This is a genomic window from Pseudohalioglobus sediminis, from assembly GCF_008370495.1.
In the GTDB taxonomy this organism is placed as follows: domain Bacteria; phylum Pseudomonadota; class Gammaproteobacteria; order Pseudomonadales; family Halieaceae; genus Halioglobus.
Map to the genome: position 1 here is coordinate 1 of NZ_VTUX01000003.1, position 13,501 is coordinate 13,501.

The 13,501-nt window shown below is 60.3% G+C and carries 16 protein-coding genes and 1 tRNA gene; 3 read left to right on the forward strand and 14 right to left on the reverse strand.

Annotated elements, in window-relative coordinates; all coding sequences use genetic code 11:
* Positions 1–170: 170 nt before the first annotated feature.
* From rplS to ffh, 5 genes are all read right to left on the reverse strand, one after another.
* Entirely contained in the window at positions 171–524 is a 354-nt protein-coding gene (gene rplS, locus F0M18_RS06610; protein ID WP_149610638.1) for a 50S ribosomal protein L19, read from the reverse strand.
* 55 nt (positions 525–579) lie between these two features.
* Positions 580–1,317 (reverse strand): tRNA (guanosine(37)-N1)-methyltransferase TrmD, encoded by a 738-nt coding sequence (gene trmD / locus F0M18_RS06615; RefSeq protein ID WP_149610639.1) that lies wholly within the window; start codon positions 1,315–1,317, stop codon positions 580–582.
* A gap of 50 nt (positions 1,318–1,367) precedes the next feature.
* Positions 1,368–1,916 (reverse strand): ribosome maturation factor RimM, encoded by a 549-nt coding sequence (rimM, locus tag F0M18_RS06620; RefSeq protein WP_149610640.1) that lies wholly within the window; start codon positions 1,914–1,916, stop codon positions 1,368–1,370.
* A gap of 19 nt (positions 1,917–1,935) precedes the next feature.
* Positions 1,936–2,184 (reverse strand): 30S ribosomal protein S16, encoded by a 249-nt coding sequence (gene rpsP, locus F0M18_RS06625; protein ID WP_149610641.1) that lies wholly within the window; start codon positions 2,182–2,184, stop codon positions 1,936–1,938.
* 349 nt (positions 2,185–2,533) lie between these two features.
* A complete protein-coding gene (gene ffh, locus F0M18_RS06630; protein ID WP_149610642.1) occupies positions 2,534–3,940 on the reverse strand; it encodes a signal recognition particle protein in 1,407 nt (468 codons plus the stop codon).
* A 108-nt stretch (positions 3,941–4,048) separates the two neighbouring features.
* Between ffh and F0M18_RS06635 the strand changes: the two genes are divergently transcribed.
* Together F0M18_RS06635 and F0M18_RS06640 are read left to right on the forward strand one after the other, a co-directional pair.
* Positions 4,049–4,855, forward strand: a complete 807-nt coding sequence (locus F0M18_RS06635) for a cytochrome C assembly family protein (protein WP_149610643.1) — start codon at positions 4,049–4,051, stop codon at positions 4,853–4,855.
* A gap of 81 nt (positions 4,856–4,936) precedes the next feature.
* Positions 4,937–6,205, forward strand: a complete 1,269-nt coding sequence (locus F0M18_RS06640) for an HlyC/CorC family transporter (protein ID WP_149610644.1) — start codon at positions 4,937–4,939, stop codon at positions 6,203–6,205.
* 36 nt (positions 6,206–6,241) lie between these two features.
* Here the strand turns inward: F0M18_RS06640 and F0M18_RS06645 are convergent, their stop codons facing one another.
* From F0M18_RS06645 to F0M18_RS06675, 7 genes are read right to left on the reverse strand one after another with little or no spacing between them, the layout of a single operon-like run.
* Positions 6,242–6,433, reverse strand: a complete 192-nt coding sequence (locus F0M18_RS06645) for a DUF1289 domain-containing protein (RefSeq protein WP_149610645.1) — start codon at positions 6,431–6,433, stop codon at positions 6,242–6,244.
* Complete coding sequence (locus F0M18_RS06650) at positions 6,430–6,954, reverse strand: gamma carbonic anhydrase family protein (protein ID WP_149610646.1); 525 nt, start codon at positions 6,952–6,954, stop codon at positions 6,430–6,432. The genes F0M18_RS06645 and F0M18_RS06650 overlap by 4 nt, the downstream gene beginning before the upstream one ends.
* The gene (locus F0M18_RS06655) at positions 6,951–7,556 is read right to left on the reverse strand and encodes an NUDIX hydrolase (RefSeq protein WP_149610647.1); all 606 of its coding nucleotides are present in this window, start codon (positions 7,554–7,556) and stop codon (positions 6,951–6,953) included. Before F0M18_RS06655 ends, F0M18_RS06650 begins: the two co-directional genes overlap by 4 nt.
* On the reverse strand, positions 7,556–7,891 hold the full coding sequence (locus F0M18_RS06660) for an NGG1p interacting factor NIF3 (protein ID WP_394349390.1): 336 nt from the start codon (positions 7,889–7,891) through the stop codon (positions 7,556–7,558). Before F0M18_RS06660 ends, F0M18_RS06655 begins: the two co-directional genes overlap by 1 nt.
* Positions 7,866–8,969, reverse strand: coding sequence for a tRNA guanosine(34) transglycosylase Tgt (gene tgt, locus F0M18_RS06665; RefSeq protein ID WP_223177922.1), 1,104 nt, complete (start codon positions 8,967–8,969; stop codon positions 7,866–7,868). The genes F0M18_RS06660 and tgt overlap by 26 nt, the downstream gene beginning before the upstream one ends.
* A gap of 17 nt (positions 8,970–8,986) precedes the next feature.
* Complete coding sequence (queA, locus tag F0M18_RS06670) at positions 8,987–10,042, reverse strand: tRNA preQ1(34) S-adenosylmethionine ribosyltransferase-isomerase QueA (RefSeq protein WP_149610649.1); 1,056 nt, start codon at positions 10,040–10,042, stop codon at positions 8,987–8,989.
* Between the two features lie 53 nt (positions 10,043–10,095).
* Positions 10,096–10,356, reverse strand: a complete 261-nt coding sequence (locus F0M18_RS06675) for a hypothetical protein (RefSeq protein WP_262500859.1) — start codon at positions 10,354–10,356, stop codon at positions 10,096–10,098.
* 193 nt (positions 10,357–10,549) lie between these two features.
* Here F0M18_RS06675 and F0M18_RS06680 point away from each other — a divergent pair.
* A tRNA-Leu gene (locus F0M18_RS06680) sits at positions 10,550–10,634 on the forward strand.
* 16 nt (positions 10,635–10,650) lie between these two features.
* Here the strand turns inward: F0M18_RS06680 and F0M18_RS06685 are convergent.
* Both F0M18_RS06685 and F0M18_RS06690 read right to left on the reverse strand, forming a co-directional pair.
* Positions 10,651–12,486, reverse strand: a complete 1,836-nt coding sequence (locus F0M18_RS06685; protein WP_149610651.1) for an outer membrane protein assembly factor BamB family protein — start codon at positions 12,484–12,486, stop codon at positions 10,651–10,653.
* Positions 12,483–13,403, reverse strand: coding sequence for a glutathione S-transferase family protein (locus F0M18_RS06690; RefSeq protein WP_149610652.1), 921 nt, complete (start codon positions 13,401–13,403; stop codon positions 12,483–12,485). Before F0M18_RS06690 ends, F0M18_RS06685 begins: the two co-directional genes overlap by 4 nt.
* Positions 13,404–13,501: the final 98 nt, after the last annotated feature.

Below are 13,501 nucleotides of genomic sequence, written 5' to 3' on the forward strand. Positions count from 1 at the left end.
GTGTGCCGAGGTTGCTGGCGGCGATGAGGTAATACACCCCCTGAGAATCAGGTACCGAAAAGAGAAAAGCCCAGCTGAAATCAGCTGGGCTTTTTAGTTCAAGGCCGCTAGAGCGTGTTTTTACACAGTCTCCGTAAGGCCGCTTTTTGCTTTCGTATACCGCAATCTGATCAGGACAGCTTTTCCTTGATGCGCGCGGCCTTACCGGACAGTTCACGCAGGTAGTAGAGCTTGGCCTGGCGCACGTCGCCGCGGCGCTTGACGGTAATGCTGTCAACCAGCGGGCTGTAAGTCTGGAATGTCCGCTCGACGCCGACACCATGGGAGATCTTGCGAACGGTGAAAGCTGAGTTCAGCGCGCGGTTACGCTTGCCGATCACAACACCCTCGAAGGCCTGCAGACGCTCGCGATTGCCCTCTTTTACCTTTACCTGCACAACCACGGTGTCACCCGGGCCGAATTCAGGCAGTTCTTTTTCCATCTGTTCAGCTTCGAGCTGAGAAATGATCTTGTTGGTGCTCATGGCGCGCTCCTGTTGATATCAATACGTAGCTTCACAGCTAGCGGTTATAAAGTGTTCATTCACGTTCGCGGAGATATTCCGCCAACAGTTCGTTTTCCTCGGCCGTCATGGCCCTGCCCTCAAGCAAATCCGGGCGGCGCTCATGCGTCCTGCCCAGCGCCTGCTTCAGGCGCCAGCGGCGAATCGCCTCGTGATTCCCGCTGAGCAATACATCTGGCACTGTCTTACCCTGGTACGTTTCCGGCCGCGTGTAATGCGGGCAATCCAGCAGGCCGTCAGCGTAGGAATCCTCTTCCGCCGACAGTGCGTGCCCCAGCACCCCGGGCAATTGCCTGGTCACGGCGTCGATCACCACCATCGCGGCCAACTCACCGCCGCTGAGCACGTAGTCACCGATCGACAACTCTTCGTCAACTTCCGCCTCGATCAGGCGCTCATCCACGCCTTCGTAGCGGCCGGCAACGAGTATCAGCGCCGTTTCCCGCGCCAGCGCCACAGCGCGGCTATGATCGAAACGCCTGCCCTGCGGCGACAGGTAAACCACACGGGCATCGGCCCCCGCCACCTGTCTCGCTGCGGCGATGGCCTGCTGCAGCGGGTCAATCTTCATCAACATGCCCGGGCCACCGCCGTAGGGCCTGTCGTCTACTGTCCTGTGCCGGTCAGTAGTGTAATCGCGTGGGTTGCTGTGACTGATAGTCACTACAGCCTGCGTCACCGCCCTGCCCGTCACGCCATGGTCAGAGACAGCTGTAAACATCTCGGGAAACAGGCTTACCAGCGCAAAATGCATGCTCTCAGGCCCCTGTTATCCCACTACCGGCGCCGTGTTTCCCGGCCCCTTCATACATCGAGGTACCAGTCGACCTCGATGCGCTCCTCCTCCAGGCTGACGCGTGATACCACGTCTCCGGGCAGGTAGGGAATGAGTCGTTCCCTGTCGTCAATACTGCCTGCGCTGGCTTTGACCACCAGCACATCGTTGGCACCGGTCTCTATCAGGTAATCGACCGTACCCAGCAGTACCCGATCAACCTCGGTACCGGGCTCCCGGGCCCAGACCTGCAAGCCCTGAAGCTGGCGCCAGTAATAATCGCCCTCTTCCAGGCCTGGCAATCTATCTGCCTCGACCACTATTTCCAGGCCGCGATAGGACTCGGCCAGGGTGCGATCATCAACCTTTGCGATATGGGCAACCATGCCCTTACCGTGCCGTTTCCACTGATCAAACAAGACGTCTTGCAGCTCACCACGTCGTCGCAATTGCCAGCGGCCGAACCGGGAAATGTTCTCGACCGGTTCGGTATACGAGTGAATTTTCACCCATCCCCGCACACCATAGCAGCCGGTGATCTTGCCGGCGGTCAGCAGGTTGGATCCGGGCTCACCCATCAGGACCGGATGCCGGGCATCAAGCCGCTGCGGCAGCTTCCTTGACCAGCTTGGCGACGCGCTCCGACAGCTGTGCGCCCTGGCCCTGCCAGTATTCGATGCGCTCGGCATCGACACGCAGACGCTCTTCCTGGCCACGGGCAACCGGATTGAAGAATCCTACGCGCTCGATGAAACGGCCGTTGCGCGCATTGCGGTGGTCAGTCACGGTCATGTGATAGAAAGGGCGCTTCTTGGAACCGCCACGTGCAAGACGAATTGTTACCATTTGCTCTAAATTCCTTTAATAGTAGGGGCATCTGACTCGAACTGGTTCACCTGCCCACGACAAAACCCGGCACACAGGCCGGAAAGGTGGCGTATCATACGGAAAACCCTGCGGGAATAAAAGCCTGTGCGAAGAGTTTTTTCAGGTAATTCCGCAGCTTAGCGTGGCTACCCTGACACTCCGGCAAACCCGTCGGGGCGCCGCCAGCGGGCACGGTGCGCGGGCGCGATTACCTTGCCAAGAACCGTGGTTTGCGCGGGACCCTGTGCATAGCCGCGACAGGCAGGGCCATGGCCCGGTCAGCACCGTGGTAACGGAATGACGGGCCGGACCAGATTCAGCGGAGGCGCTACTTGAACGGCGGCATGCCGCCGGGGCCGCCACCCATACCCGGAGGCATCCCACCACCGGCGCCGCCCAGCATGCCGCCCATGCCGCGCATCATTTTCTGCATGCCGCCGCCTTTCATTTTCTTCATCATTTTCTGCATCTGCTTGTGCTGCTTCAGCAAGCGGTTCAGGTCCTGAACCTGGGTGCCTGAACCGCGAGTGATGCGACGCTTGCGCGAGCCCTGGATCATTTCCGGGCGCCTGCGCTCTTCAGGGGTCATGGAGTTGATCATGGCTTCCATGCGGGCAAACATTTTGCCATCGAGGCTCTGCTGCGCCATCTGCGCCACATTGCCCATACCCGGCAGCTTGTCGAGCATACCGGTGATGCCGCCCATGTTATTCATCTGCTGCAACTGGTCGCGGAAGTCCTCCAGATCGAAGCGTTGTCCCTTCTTGACCTTGCGGGCCAGTCTCGCGGCCTTGTCCTTGTCGACTTTCTGTTCCGCCTCCTCGATCAGCGACAGCACGTCGCCCATACCGAGAATGCGTGAAGCCAGGCGGTCGGGATGGAACGGGTCGAGGGCGGCGGTCTTCTCGCCAACACCGAGGAATTTGATCGGCTTGCCGGTAACGGCGCGCACCGAGAGCGCGGCACCACCGCGTGTATCGGCATCCACCTTGGTCAGTATCACCCCGGTCAGGGGCAGGGTCTCGCCGAAGGCCTTCGCCGTATTCGCCGCGTCCTGACCGGTCATGGCATCCACCACGAACAAGGTCTCTACCGGGTTGATCGCCTTATGCAGGGCGGCAATCTCCGCCATCATTTCCTCGTCGATGGCCAGGCGACCCGCGGTATCGATGATCAGCACGTCAGAGAACCTGGTCCGCGCATGCGCCACAGCGGCATTGGCGATATCCACCGGCTTCTGGTCGGGCGTCGAGGGGAAAAAGTCCACGTCCACCTCGGCTGCCAGTGTTTCCAACTGCTTGATCGCGGCCGGTCGATACACGTCAGCAGAGACCACCGTCACCTTTTTCTTGTCGCGCTCGCGCAGCAATTTGGCCAGCTTGGCGACGGAGGTGGTCTTACCCGCGCCCTGCAAGCCGGCCATCAGGATAATCGCGGGGGGCTGGGTGGCGAGCTTGAGCCCCTCATTTGCCGTCCCCATAACCGTCTCAAGCTCTGCCTGCACGATTTTCAGGAAGGCCTGGCCGGGGCTCAGGCTCTTCATGACCTCCTGGCCGATAGCCCGCTGCTTCACCGCTTCGACGAAATCCTTCACTACCGGCAGCGCTACATCCGCCTCCAGCAGGGCCATGCGTACTTCACGCAGCGTGTCCTGGATATTATCTTCGGTCAGGGTTGCCTTGCCGCTGATACTGCGCAGGCTATTGGAAAGTCGGTCGCTGAGACTCTGGAACATCTTGCTACTCTCGGAACTGGGGAATAGGCGCAGAACCTATTGATTCTGCAGGGCCACTTCTGTACAAAGGTGCGAAGTATACGTCACCTCGGTCCAACCCCCAAACAGATGCCCGCTTCCCTGTTCGCCATGCTCGCCGCACTGCTTTACCTGGGGGCTACCGGGCTGCATCTGGTGCATATTTTCCAGCGGCGACAGCACATTACGCGCCCGGTGGCGATTACCGGGGCACTGGCACTGTTCTGTCACGCCGTCGTCGTCATACAGAGCGTAGGTGGCGACAGCGGCGGACTCAGCCTGGGCTTCTACAAGATATCGGCGCTGATGTTTCTCGCCATCAACCTGGTGTGTGTGCTGTTGATGGTGCGCCGCCCCTTGCAGAACCTGCTGGTCATCCTGTTTCCCCTCTCCGCCATGTCCGTGCTGGTGTCAACCTTCGCACCGGAGACCGCCGCCATTACCACCGAGTTGCCCGGCGGACTGCTGTTGCATATAGGCAGTTCCATACTGGCCTACGCGATGCTGACGCTGGCGGCGGCGCAGGCGGCCCTGGTGGCGGCCCTGGACTACCAGCTGCGCCATCGCCATACGCGTGGGATCGTGCAGATATTGCCACCGCTACAGTTGATGGAGCAGATGCTGTTCGAGTTGCTGCTGGCCGGGGTAATTCTGCTGACCATCGCCATCGTCTCCGGTTTTATCTTTATCGATGATATTTTTGCCCAGTCGCTGGTACATAAGACAGCCCTCACCATTGTCGCCTGGCTGCTGTTCACCTTGCTCTTGTGGGGGCACTACAAGCTGGGCTGGCGCAGCCAGACCGCCGTCAGGCTGACGCTGGCGGGATTTGCAGCGCTGATGCTCGCTTTTTTCGGCTCCAAGCTGGTGCTGGAATTGTTACTGCACCGTGGTTAAGCGGACTGCGCGCAGGGCTTGCCCCGACCGGGGTTTTTCTTCAAGATACCGTCACAACATCACCAAAGGTTCATCCTCCCCTTGAACGACGCTCCGCTGGGTCTCCTTTTCTCGATTCTGGCTGCTCTCATATTCCTGTCCGGTTTCTTCTCCAGTTCGGAGACCGGCATGATGTCCCTTAATCGCTACCGGCTGAAGCACCTGCAGAACAACCGGCACCGAGGCGCTATTCGGGCGGGCAAGCTACTGGACCGACCCGACCGCCTTATCGGGCTGATTCTCATCGGCAACAACCTGGTAAATATCTTCGCCTCGGCCATCGCCACGGTGATCGCCATCCGTTTATGGGGCGACGCCGGTATCTTTATCGCCACGGCAGCGCTGACCCTGGTCATCCTCATCTTTTCCGAAATCACGCCCAAGACCCTGGCGGCGCTGTACCCGGAGCGCGTGGCCTTTCCTGCCAGCATCGTGCTGTGGCCGATGTTGAAAATTTTCTATCCGCTGGTCGCTGCCGTTAACTGGGTTACCAATGGCCTGCTGCACCTGTTGGGGGTCGACGCAAAGAAACAGAACGATGAGCATGTCTCCTCTGATGAGCTGCGCACTATTGTCACCGACGCCGGCAAGCTCATACCCGCACGGCACCGTGGCATGCTGCTGAATATTCTGGACCTGGAGCAGGTCAGCGTCGACGACATCATGGTGCCGCGCAACGAGGTCTACGGTATTGACCTGGACGACAGCGACGAAGACATCATGCGTGTCATCCAGACCAGTTCGCACACCCGGCTACCGGTCTGGCGCGAGGACATCAACAATATTGTCGGCATGCTGCACATGCGCAATATCAGCCGCATCATCGATAGTCACGGGCTGGACCGCAAGGCACTAGAAAGGGAGATGGAAAAGCCCTACTTCGTCCCGGAGAGCACACCGCTGCACACGCAGTTGCTGAACTTCCAGCAGAAAAAGCACCGCCTGGGTGTGGTGGTGGATGAATACGGGGACATTCTCGGCCTGGTGGCGCTGGAAGACATACTCGAGGAAATCGTTGGCGAATTCACATCCAACCTGGTCGACAGCGAGGACAATATTTTCCCACAGCGCGACGGCAGCTATATCATCGCCGGCACCGCCAACATCCGCGAAATCAACAAGTCACTGGACTGGAGCCTGCCCACAGACGGGCCGAAAACGCTGTCGGGATTGATACTGGAATACCTGGAAGGATTCCCGGATGCCAACGCCGGCCTGTCCATCGGACCCTACCGGCTGGAGATACTGGAACTGGCCGGCAACGTGGTACAGGCAGTACGCGCAGATACCGTCAAGGACGAGGAGGACTGAGCGCCGATCAGCAGGCGCCTTGCCCGCCGCAGGCATTCAAAGCAGGCGAAAGGTACTGGAAGCGTCGCGACGCTCTGCAGCCAGCGCGAGAATCTCCCGCTTACGCTCCGCAGACGACATGAACCAGTCAGTGATCTCCTCTGCACTGCGGAAACAGCCCTGGCAGATGTCAGCCTCATCCAGCACACATATCGAAACACAGGGGGACTGGGGATCGGTATCACTCATGTTTGCTCACTCAATTCTTCGTTAAAGCGCGCAGCGTTGCCGATGTAGTGGTCGGCGTTGTGTTGCAACAACAGCTGCATCTCCTCACTCAACTGTTTCACTACCTTCGCCGGCGAACCCAGCACCATGGACCCATCGGGTATTTCGGTGCCCTCGGTTACCAGCGCGTTCGCGCCGATCAGGCATCCGCGGCCAATCCTGGCGCCATTGAGCACCACTGCGTTGATACCCACCAGGGTACCGCTGCCGATACTACAGCCGTGAAGCATCGCGTTATGACCCACGGTCACGTTCTCGCCGGTAATCATCGGGAAGCCCGGGTCTGCATGCAGCACGGCCCCGTCCTGGATATTGGTGCCGGCGCCAATCTCGATGCGCTCCGCGTCACCACGCAGGACGCAACTGAACCAGATACTGGCGTTCTCATGCAGCGTCACATCGCCGATGACGGCGGCATTGGGTGCAATAAAGTGCCCCTCGCCGTGCAGTGTGACCTGTTTCTCGCCCAGTGAATATTTCATGTCAATTGTGTCCAGTTGCGCTGCAAATCAAGTCCGGCATCGTAGGCGATGTTAGCCAGCATGGCCAGCACTGCCGCAGTGACCCCCCAGACATTGTCATCCCCGATCTGGTAGTGCGGCACCTTGCGAGCCACGCCATCCACAACCATCGTCTCCAAACGGAACAGTCGGGCATCGGCGAAACGTGCCAATGGCTGCTGCAACAGGGCATCAAATTCCTGTGGGTCCGCCTGCAGTGCCAATGCGGCCGGCACCGCGGCCACACAGGGGTGCACTTCAAAGCCTGTTCGCGTGCGCAGCGGTGGCAACTCGCCGAGCGGTTCCACCATACTGGCCGCCAGGCCGGTTTCTTCGTGCGCTTCGCGCCTGGCGGTAGACCAGGGCGAACAGTCTATCGCTTCACGTTTACCGCCCGGAAACGCAATCTCCCCCGGGTGAAAACGCAGGTGCCGGGCGCGACGCCCCAGCAGCACCCGGGGCTCGGGCTGGGCTGAGAGCGCCACCAGCACCGCCGCTTGCGGCAGCGAGCTGTGCGACCAGGCTGGCTTGTCCAGCGGGAGTTCGCTTCGCAAGGACTGCAGTGACGCGGGCAGCTCGGCCATCAGCGCAACTCGGTGAGCAGTTCCACCAGGTCCAAGGCAGGTTGCTCGTAGGGGTGGGCGGCAATCATGGCTGCCAGCACAGTCTTCGCCACGGTGTCGGCACAGACCATTTCAACGCGGTATTCCGGCACTCGCTCCAATTCACCAATACTGCCAATGGCCGGTTCGCTTCCGGCGAGGGGTCGGAACTGCCCCACACCCTCGACCTGCCAGCAGCAGTTGTCGTAATCTCCTATGCGCCCTGCCCCCGCCTCAAAGCAGGCCTGCTTGACCGCCTCCAGGTGCGAGGCCGGCACATAGAAACCCAGTTTATACACCGCGCGCCTGCCCGGCATAGAATGCCTCACTGAAGCTGCCCAGGCTGCCCTGCTCAATCGCCTGCCTGATCGCGGCCATATGCTGCTGGTAGAAATAAAGATTGTGGATGGTGTTCAGCTGCGAGCCGAGAATCTCGTTGCACTTATCAAGGTGATGCAAATAGGCGCGACTGAAATTCTGGCAGGTGTAGCAGTCGCACTCTTCATCCAGCGGCAAGGTGCTGGTCTTATGCCTGGCGTTGCGCAGCTTGAGCACGCCACGAGAAGTAAAAATATTGCCGTTGCGCGCGTTGCGCGTGGGCATCACACAATCGAACATGTCCACGCCACGGCGCACGCCTTCCAGCAGGTCAGCGGGCGTACCCACTCCCATCAGGTAGCGTGGTTTATCCTCTGGTAACAGCGGCTGCATTACATCCAGCACGGCCATCATCTCATCTTTTGGCTCACCCACCGAAAGACCGCCAACCGCGTAACCATCGAAACCGATATCACACAAACCCGCCAGCGACTCCGCCCGCAGGTTCGCGTACATGCCACCCTGGACGATACCGAACAGGGCCGCCGGACTGTCCGCATGCGCCGCTTTACTGCGTGCGGCCCAGCGCAGGGACAAATCCATGGATTCCCGGGCTTCCTGTTCACTGGCGGGGTAAGGGGTGCATTCATCGAAAATCATCACCACGTCGGCGCCCAGGCTGCGCTGGATAGCCATGGACGTCTCCGGATCCAGGAACACTTTGGAACCGTCCACCGGCGACTGGAAACGCACACCTTCCTCGCTGATCTTGCGCATATCACCGAGACTGAAGACCTGGAAGCCACCCGAGTCAGTAAGGATGGGGCCGTCCCAGGCCATGAAATCGTGCAGGTCGCCGTGCTGCTCGATGATATCCGTGCCCGGGCGCAACCAGAGGTGAAAAGTGTTGCCCAGTATTATCTCGGCGCCGATGCCCCGGATATCGCGCGGCAACATGCCCTTGACCGTACCGTAAGTGCCGACTGGCATAAATGCAGGTGTCTCCACCGTGCCCCGCGGGAAATGCAGGCGCCCGCGCCGGGCCGCGACATCCTGGCCCAGGCGTTCAAAACGCATATGACACTGCCGGCCCATCAGTACGGCTTCCTGCTGCGAATGAACATGGCATCGCCGTAGCTGAAAAAGCGGTAGCGCTCGGCTATGGCCTCGCGGTAGGCGCGCATGATGTGCTCGCGGCCGGCAAAGGCGCTGACCAGCATCATCAGTGTTGATTCGGGCAGGTGAAAATTGGTAATCATGGCATCCACCGTTCGAAAGCGGTATCCGGGGAAAATAAAGATATCGGTGTCGCCGGTAAACGGCTGGATCTCGCCGCCGGCACTGGCGGACTCCAGTGAGCGCACCGCTGTCGTACCGACCGCTATGACCCGCCCTCCCCGCTGCTGCGCCTCGCGCACTGCCGCGCAAACCGACTCGCTGACGTCGGCAAATTCAGCGTGCATCTGGTGATCCTCGATATTGTCGGCACGTACCGGCTGGAACGTCCCCGCACCCACATGCAGGGTCACCATGGCGCGCTGCACGCCCCTGGCATCGATACGGGCCAGCAACTCCTCGCTGAAGTGCAGGCCGGCGGTTGGCGCAGCGACCGCACCCTCACGCTCTGCATACACGGTCTGGTAGCGGTTCCTGTCTGCCAACTCGTCTTCCCGCTCTATGTAAGGAGGCAAAGGCATATGACCGGTCTGCTGCAGTATGTCCGCAAGTGGCGGACCGCCGGCACTGGAAAGCAGGAACAGGTCCTCCTGCCTGCCCGTGACCTCGAGGCTGTGTTCGCCAGGCTCGCCTCCCCGCTCTGCGGCAAGCAGTATGCGCGTGCCCGGCCGCGGTGACTTGCTGCAGCGCACATGGGCGACTGCGCTGTGCGAGCCCGTCACTCTTTCAATCAGGATTTCGACCTTGCCACCGCTGGCCTTCTGGCCCCAGAGTCGTGCCGGGATCACCCGTGTATTGTTGAAAACCAGCAAGTCGTCGGGCGAAAGCTCATCCACAATGTCGGTGAAGCTGAGGTGCGCCACCTCACCGCTGCCGCCGTCCAGGCACAGCATCCGGCTCGCGCTGCGCTCTGGCAACGGATGCTGCGCGATCAACTCAGGGGGCAATTCAAATGCAAAATCAGATCGTTTCATAAATGAAAAAGCCGGCGCTGGGCCGGCTTCTCTCAGTGTGTCGTCGCCGGAACTTACTCTTCCTTGGCGGGTTCTTCTTCAGCAGGCGCCTCTTCAGCAGCCGCTTCTTCAGTGTCCGCTGCTTCTTCCTCGGCCGCCTCTTCTGCTACCGGCTCTGCTGGCAGGGTAACCGTGACCAGGCCTTCGGCGACGAGGATCTTGACCTTGTCATCACCGTTGATCGGTTTCTTGTCGGCGCCCTTGACCGCGTAGCGATCATCACTGCGCTGGTAGATGCTGTATTCGTCTGTTTTTTTAACCAGTTTCATGGCCATGTTCTTTTCTCCTTTTAGGTACTCAGATCATCCGCCTGTTGGCGGTCTTCAGGTGCGGGACGAGCCCGCACGGGATGGCGCGCAGTTTACAGGCTATTGCGGCGATGGTTAAGGAAAAATATTGCAGTTTGAATGCCTGTTGATATAATCCCGCGCTCTCCAGACGGGCAGATTTCCGCTCCGTTATCTCATCGCCGGTGTGATGGAATTGGTAGACATGAGTGATTCAAAATCACTTGCCGCAAGGCGTGGCGGTTCGAGTCCGCCCACCGGTACCATCCTTTCCGTGCTGATTTACTCCGGTAGCAACTCATAAGCCAGCAAAACATTCCCCGGCATATGAAAGTAAATACCGTAGCCACTGTTAACAAAGAGGCGACGGCCCTTGAGCACCGGTCCGCTACCACCGCCAAATGAACCACCCTGCGCTCGTACACCATTGATCGTCTCGTATGCCACAGCTGTATCGACGTCCCACAGCACCTTGCCATCTGCAGCGCGATACGCACGCAACCTCCCGTCCATGGCGCCACTGAGAACACCGCCCGGAAAGGCAGATGCCGGCGAAGACAGGCCTGGTTGACAGAACTCCCTGCCGGCGCACTGGTCTTGCGTACGCTGGTACCACATCACCTCACCTGTTGCGATGTCCAGCGCAAACATGCCCGGATAAGGTTTCCCGGGCCAGCGTGCGCCACCGTCAAAGTCGGACATTGGCACATACACGGTGCCGCCATCCACAGCCATACCGAAGTGCACACCACCCTGTATACCACCGCGCCCCAGCTTCTGGTGCCAGAGCACCTTGCCGCCAGCATCCGGGTCCAGCGCATACACATCGCCGGACTTCTGCCCGGCGATCAGTACATCTTTGCCAGCCGGCGTTTGCGCGAGAATGACAGCCGCGCCGAAGTCATAGTCGGGGCCATCCTCGGGGGGACAGTTAATCCTGTCTTCGGTCTCGCACCCCATGTTCCAGGCGTCACCCGCCGTCATCTGTTGATGCCAGCGCATGCTTCCATCTTGCATATCAAAGGCCAGGATCGCGTCGCTGGTGTCGTTGGCCGGTGACGAGTAATTGGTGCCCGTGCCGACGTAGAGCAAACCCCGCTTGGGGTCCAGGGCCGGCGTATTCCAGATGGGCGCTCCGGAGGGCGCTATGCGTGCTGTGCCGACACTGTTTTCACCAACTTTCCGGCCGGGTTCCTGGATACTGTAGGCCGTCCACAGTTTGTCGCCACTGAGCGCGTCATACACGGCAACCCCTCCGCGGAAGGTACAGCAGGCATAATTCGGATCGGCGGCCGCAGTGACCTCCAGTGCAGAGAGCGGCACGTAAAGCCGGCCCTCGTACAACGCCGGCGCCGCGGTGAGGGTCAGGCTGGGGTGATCATCCGCCCGGTCCCGCCATACCAGTTTTCCGCTCACCGCACTGAGCGCGTATACGTTGCCCACCAGGTCGCCGAAATACAGCAGCGGCTCGGTCTTCGCACCCGGCTTCCAGTCAGCGACCACAATCCCGGTGCGCACTTCAGCGGTGGTGTTGAACGTCCAGCGCAGACAACCGCTGTCCTCATCCAGCGCAAACACCGTGCCGTTCTGGCTGCCGACATACAGTGCACCCCCTGCGAATGCGGGCTGGGAGCGCGCCCTGACCGCCTCGGGATAGGCGAAGGCCCATTTCAGGCGAAGCCTGGAAACGTTCTCTGCGTTTATAACAGTATGGTTGCCCTCAAACCGGCGCTGGTTGTCGCGAGTCACACCCCAGCCTTGCATGTGCGGGCGCTGGCCGTAATCGAATACCGCCGCGTCTCTCTCGCAGGCAGCGGGCAGTGCCGCTGCTGTTGCGTTATCGAGACTGCTGCCGGTCAGGTACTCGGCAACCAGGCGCCGCTGCCGGTCATCCAGCGCACTCGCCTGCTCACGCATAACGCCGTCATTCATGGCGCGGTAAATCGAGCCCGCAGACATGATTTGCAACAGGCTCAGCTGCGGCGCCTTGGAGACGGCACCGCCATGACATTCCTGGCAGTGCTTCTCGTACAGGACCTTGCCCGACACTTCCTCAGCGGCCCGCGCAACACCGATAGACGCCAACACGACAAGTACCAAACACAAGCTGCTTTTCATATCGCCACCACTTTGCATCCCAGCCTCGGAAAATGTACTACCACGTCCCCCGCGCGCTCGTCACTGCGCGCCAGGACCACCTCATGTTGCGTTAACCTGAGCAGACGGCCCGCAACCGGAACCGCACCGTAGTCTTCGGGGCTAACTTCAACGCTGACACCGGGTTCAAGGTGCGGCAGTGCGGTCTCAGCTATTTCCTGGCGAACGCGTGACTGCGACTGTCGAGAGATAGCCAGTGCTGCGTCGGCAGTCAGGGACGATCTGCGCCCATGACCGAGTGCGAGCAACTTCTGCTCCCACTGTGCGAGTGACGGCATGTGTTCAAGCAAGGTGTCCGCATCCGCGATGTTACCCCGACACATCCACACCGGTGCGTAGCAGGCCGCATCCGCCCAGCTGACCATTTCGCCGAGCAGGAACGGACGCCCGTCCGAAAGCATATCGTCGATGCGCTGCAGGCCCGCCCTGAATTGCGCGTACAGGGCCGGCAGTCTCTGCGGCAGGGTGTCCCGATCCAGGAAGTCAAAAAACGCAAACCTGTCGGCCAGAATAGGCTCAGGCAGGTCCAGGTTGGTACCCATGGAAAGCCCGGCGCCGGGCACAAACAGGGTGGCATCGCTCCAGGCCGCGATCACTTCGCACAGCGCCTGCTGCCCTTCCGGATACAGTGCCGGCCCATCGAAGCGAGCCTCCAGCTCACGTGCTATGCGCTGGGTATCGCAGTACACGTCGGCGCCCAGCTGCATCACCGGTGTTTTACGGTAGCCGCCGGTGAGCGCGGTAAGATCGGGCTTGGGCATCACCATGGGAATTTCCACGGAGCGCCAGTCGAGCCCCTTGATGCCCAGCGCCACCCGCACTTTCTCGGCAAAGGGGGAGGCATCAAAGTGATGCAGGATAATTTCCGTGTCAGACATAGCGATTGGCCAGTAGCACCCGTGTCGGCTGGTGAGATAGAAAAAGGGCCGACAAAAGCCGGCCCACGCGGAGACAGTGCACGCTGGCGCGCGGCGGG

Bases quoted from the DNA above. Each gene is read 5' to 3' on its own strand.
- F0M18_RS06675 (WP_262500859.1), bottom strand. From the start codon at position 10,356: ATGGCCATGAAACTGGTTAAAAAAACAGACGAATACAGCATCTACCAG.
- F0M18_RS06635 (WP_149610643.1), top strand. From the start codon at position 4,049: ATGCCCGCTTCCCTGTTCGCCATGCTCGCCGCACTGCTTTACCTGGGG.
- F0M18_RS06655 (WP_149610647.1), bottom strand. From the start codon at position 7,556: ATGGCCGAGCTGCCCGCGTCACTGCAGTCCTTGCGAAGCGAACTCCCG.
- F0M18_RS06685 (WP_149610651.1), bottom strand. From the start codon at position 12,486: ATGAAAAGCAGCTTGTGTTTGGTACTTGTCGTGTTGGCGTCTATCGGT.
- rplS (WP_149610638.1), bottom strand. From the start codon at position 524: ATGAGCACCAACAAGATCATTTCTCAGCTCGAAGCTGAACAGATGGAA.
- F0M18_RS06660 (WP_394349390.1), bottom strand. From the start codon at position 7,891: ATGCCGGGCAGGCGCGCGGTGTATAAACTGGGTTTCTATGTGCCGGCC.
- ffh (WP_149610642.1), bottom strand. From the start codon at position 3,940: ATGTTCCAGAGTCTCAGCGACCGACTTTCCAATAGCCTGCGCAGTATC.
- F0M18_RS06650 (WP_149610646.1), bottom strand. From the start codon at position 6,954: ATGAAATATTCACTGGGCGAGAAACAGGTCACACTGCACGGCGAGGGG.
- queA (WP_149610649.1), bottom strand. From the start codon at position 10,042: ATGAAACGATCTGATTTTGCATTTGAATTGCCCCCTGAGTTGATCGCG.
- rpsP (WP_149610641.1), bottom strand. From the start codon at position 2,184: ATGGTAACAATTCGTCTTGCACGTGGCGGTTCCAAGAAGCGCCCTTTC.
- tgt (WP_223177922.1), bottom strand. From the start codon at position 8,969: ATGCGTTTTGAACGCCTGGGCCAGGATGTCGCGGCCCGGCGCGGGCGC.
- rimM (WP_149610640.1), bottom strand. From the start codon at position 1,916: ATGGGTGAGCCCGGATCCAACCTGCTGACCGCCGGCAAGATCACCGGC.
- F0M18_RS06690 (WP_149610652.1), bottom strand. From the start codon at position 13,403: ATGTCTGACACGGAAATTATCCTGCATCACTTTGATGCCTCCCCCTTT.
- F0M18_RS06645 (WP_149610645.1), bottom strand. From the start codon at position 6,433: ATGAGTGATACCGATCCCCAGTCCCCCTGTGTTTCGATATGTGTGCTG.
- trmD (WP_149610639.1), bottom strand. From the start codon at position 1,317: ATGCATTTTGCGCTGGTAAGCCTGTTTCCCGAGATGTTTACAGCTGTC.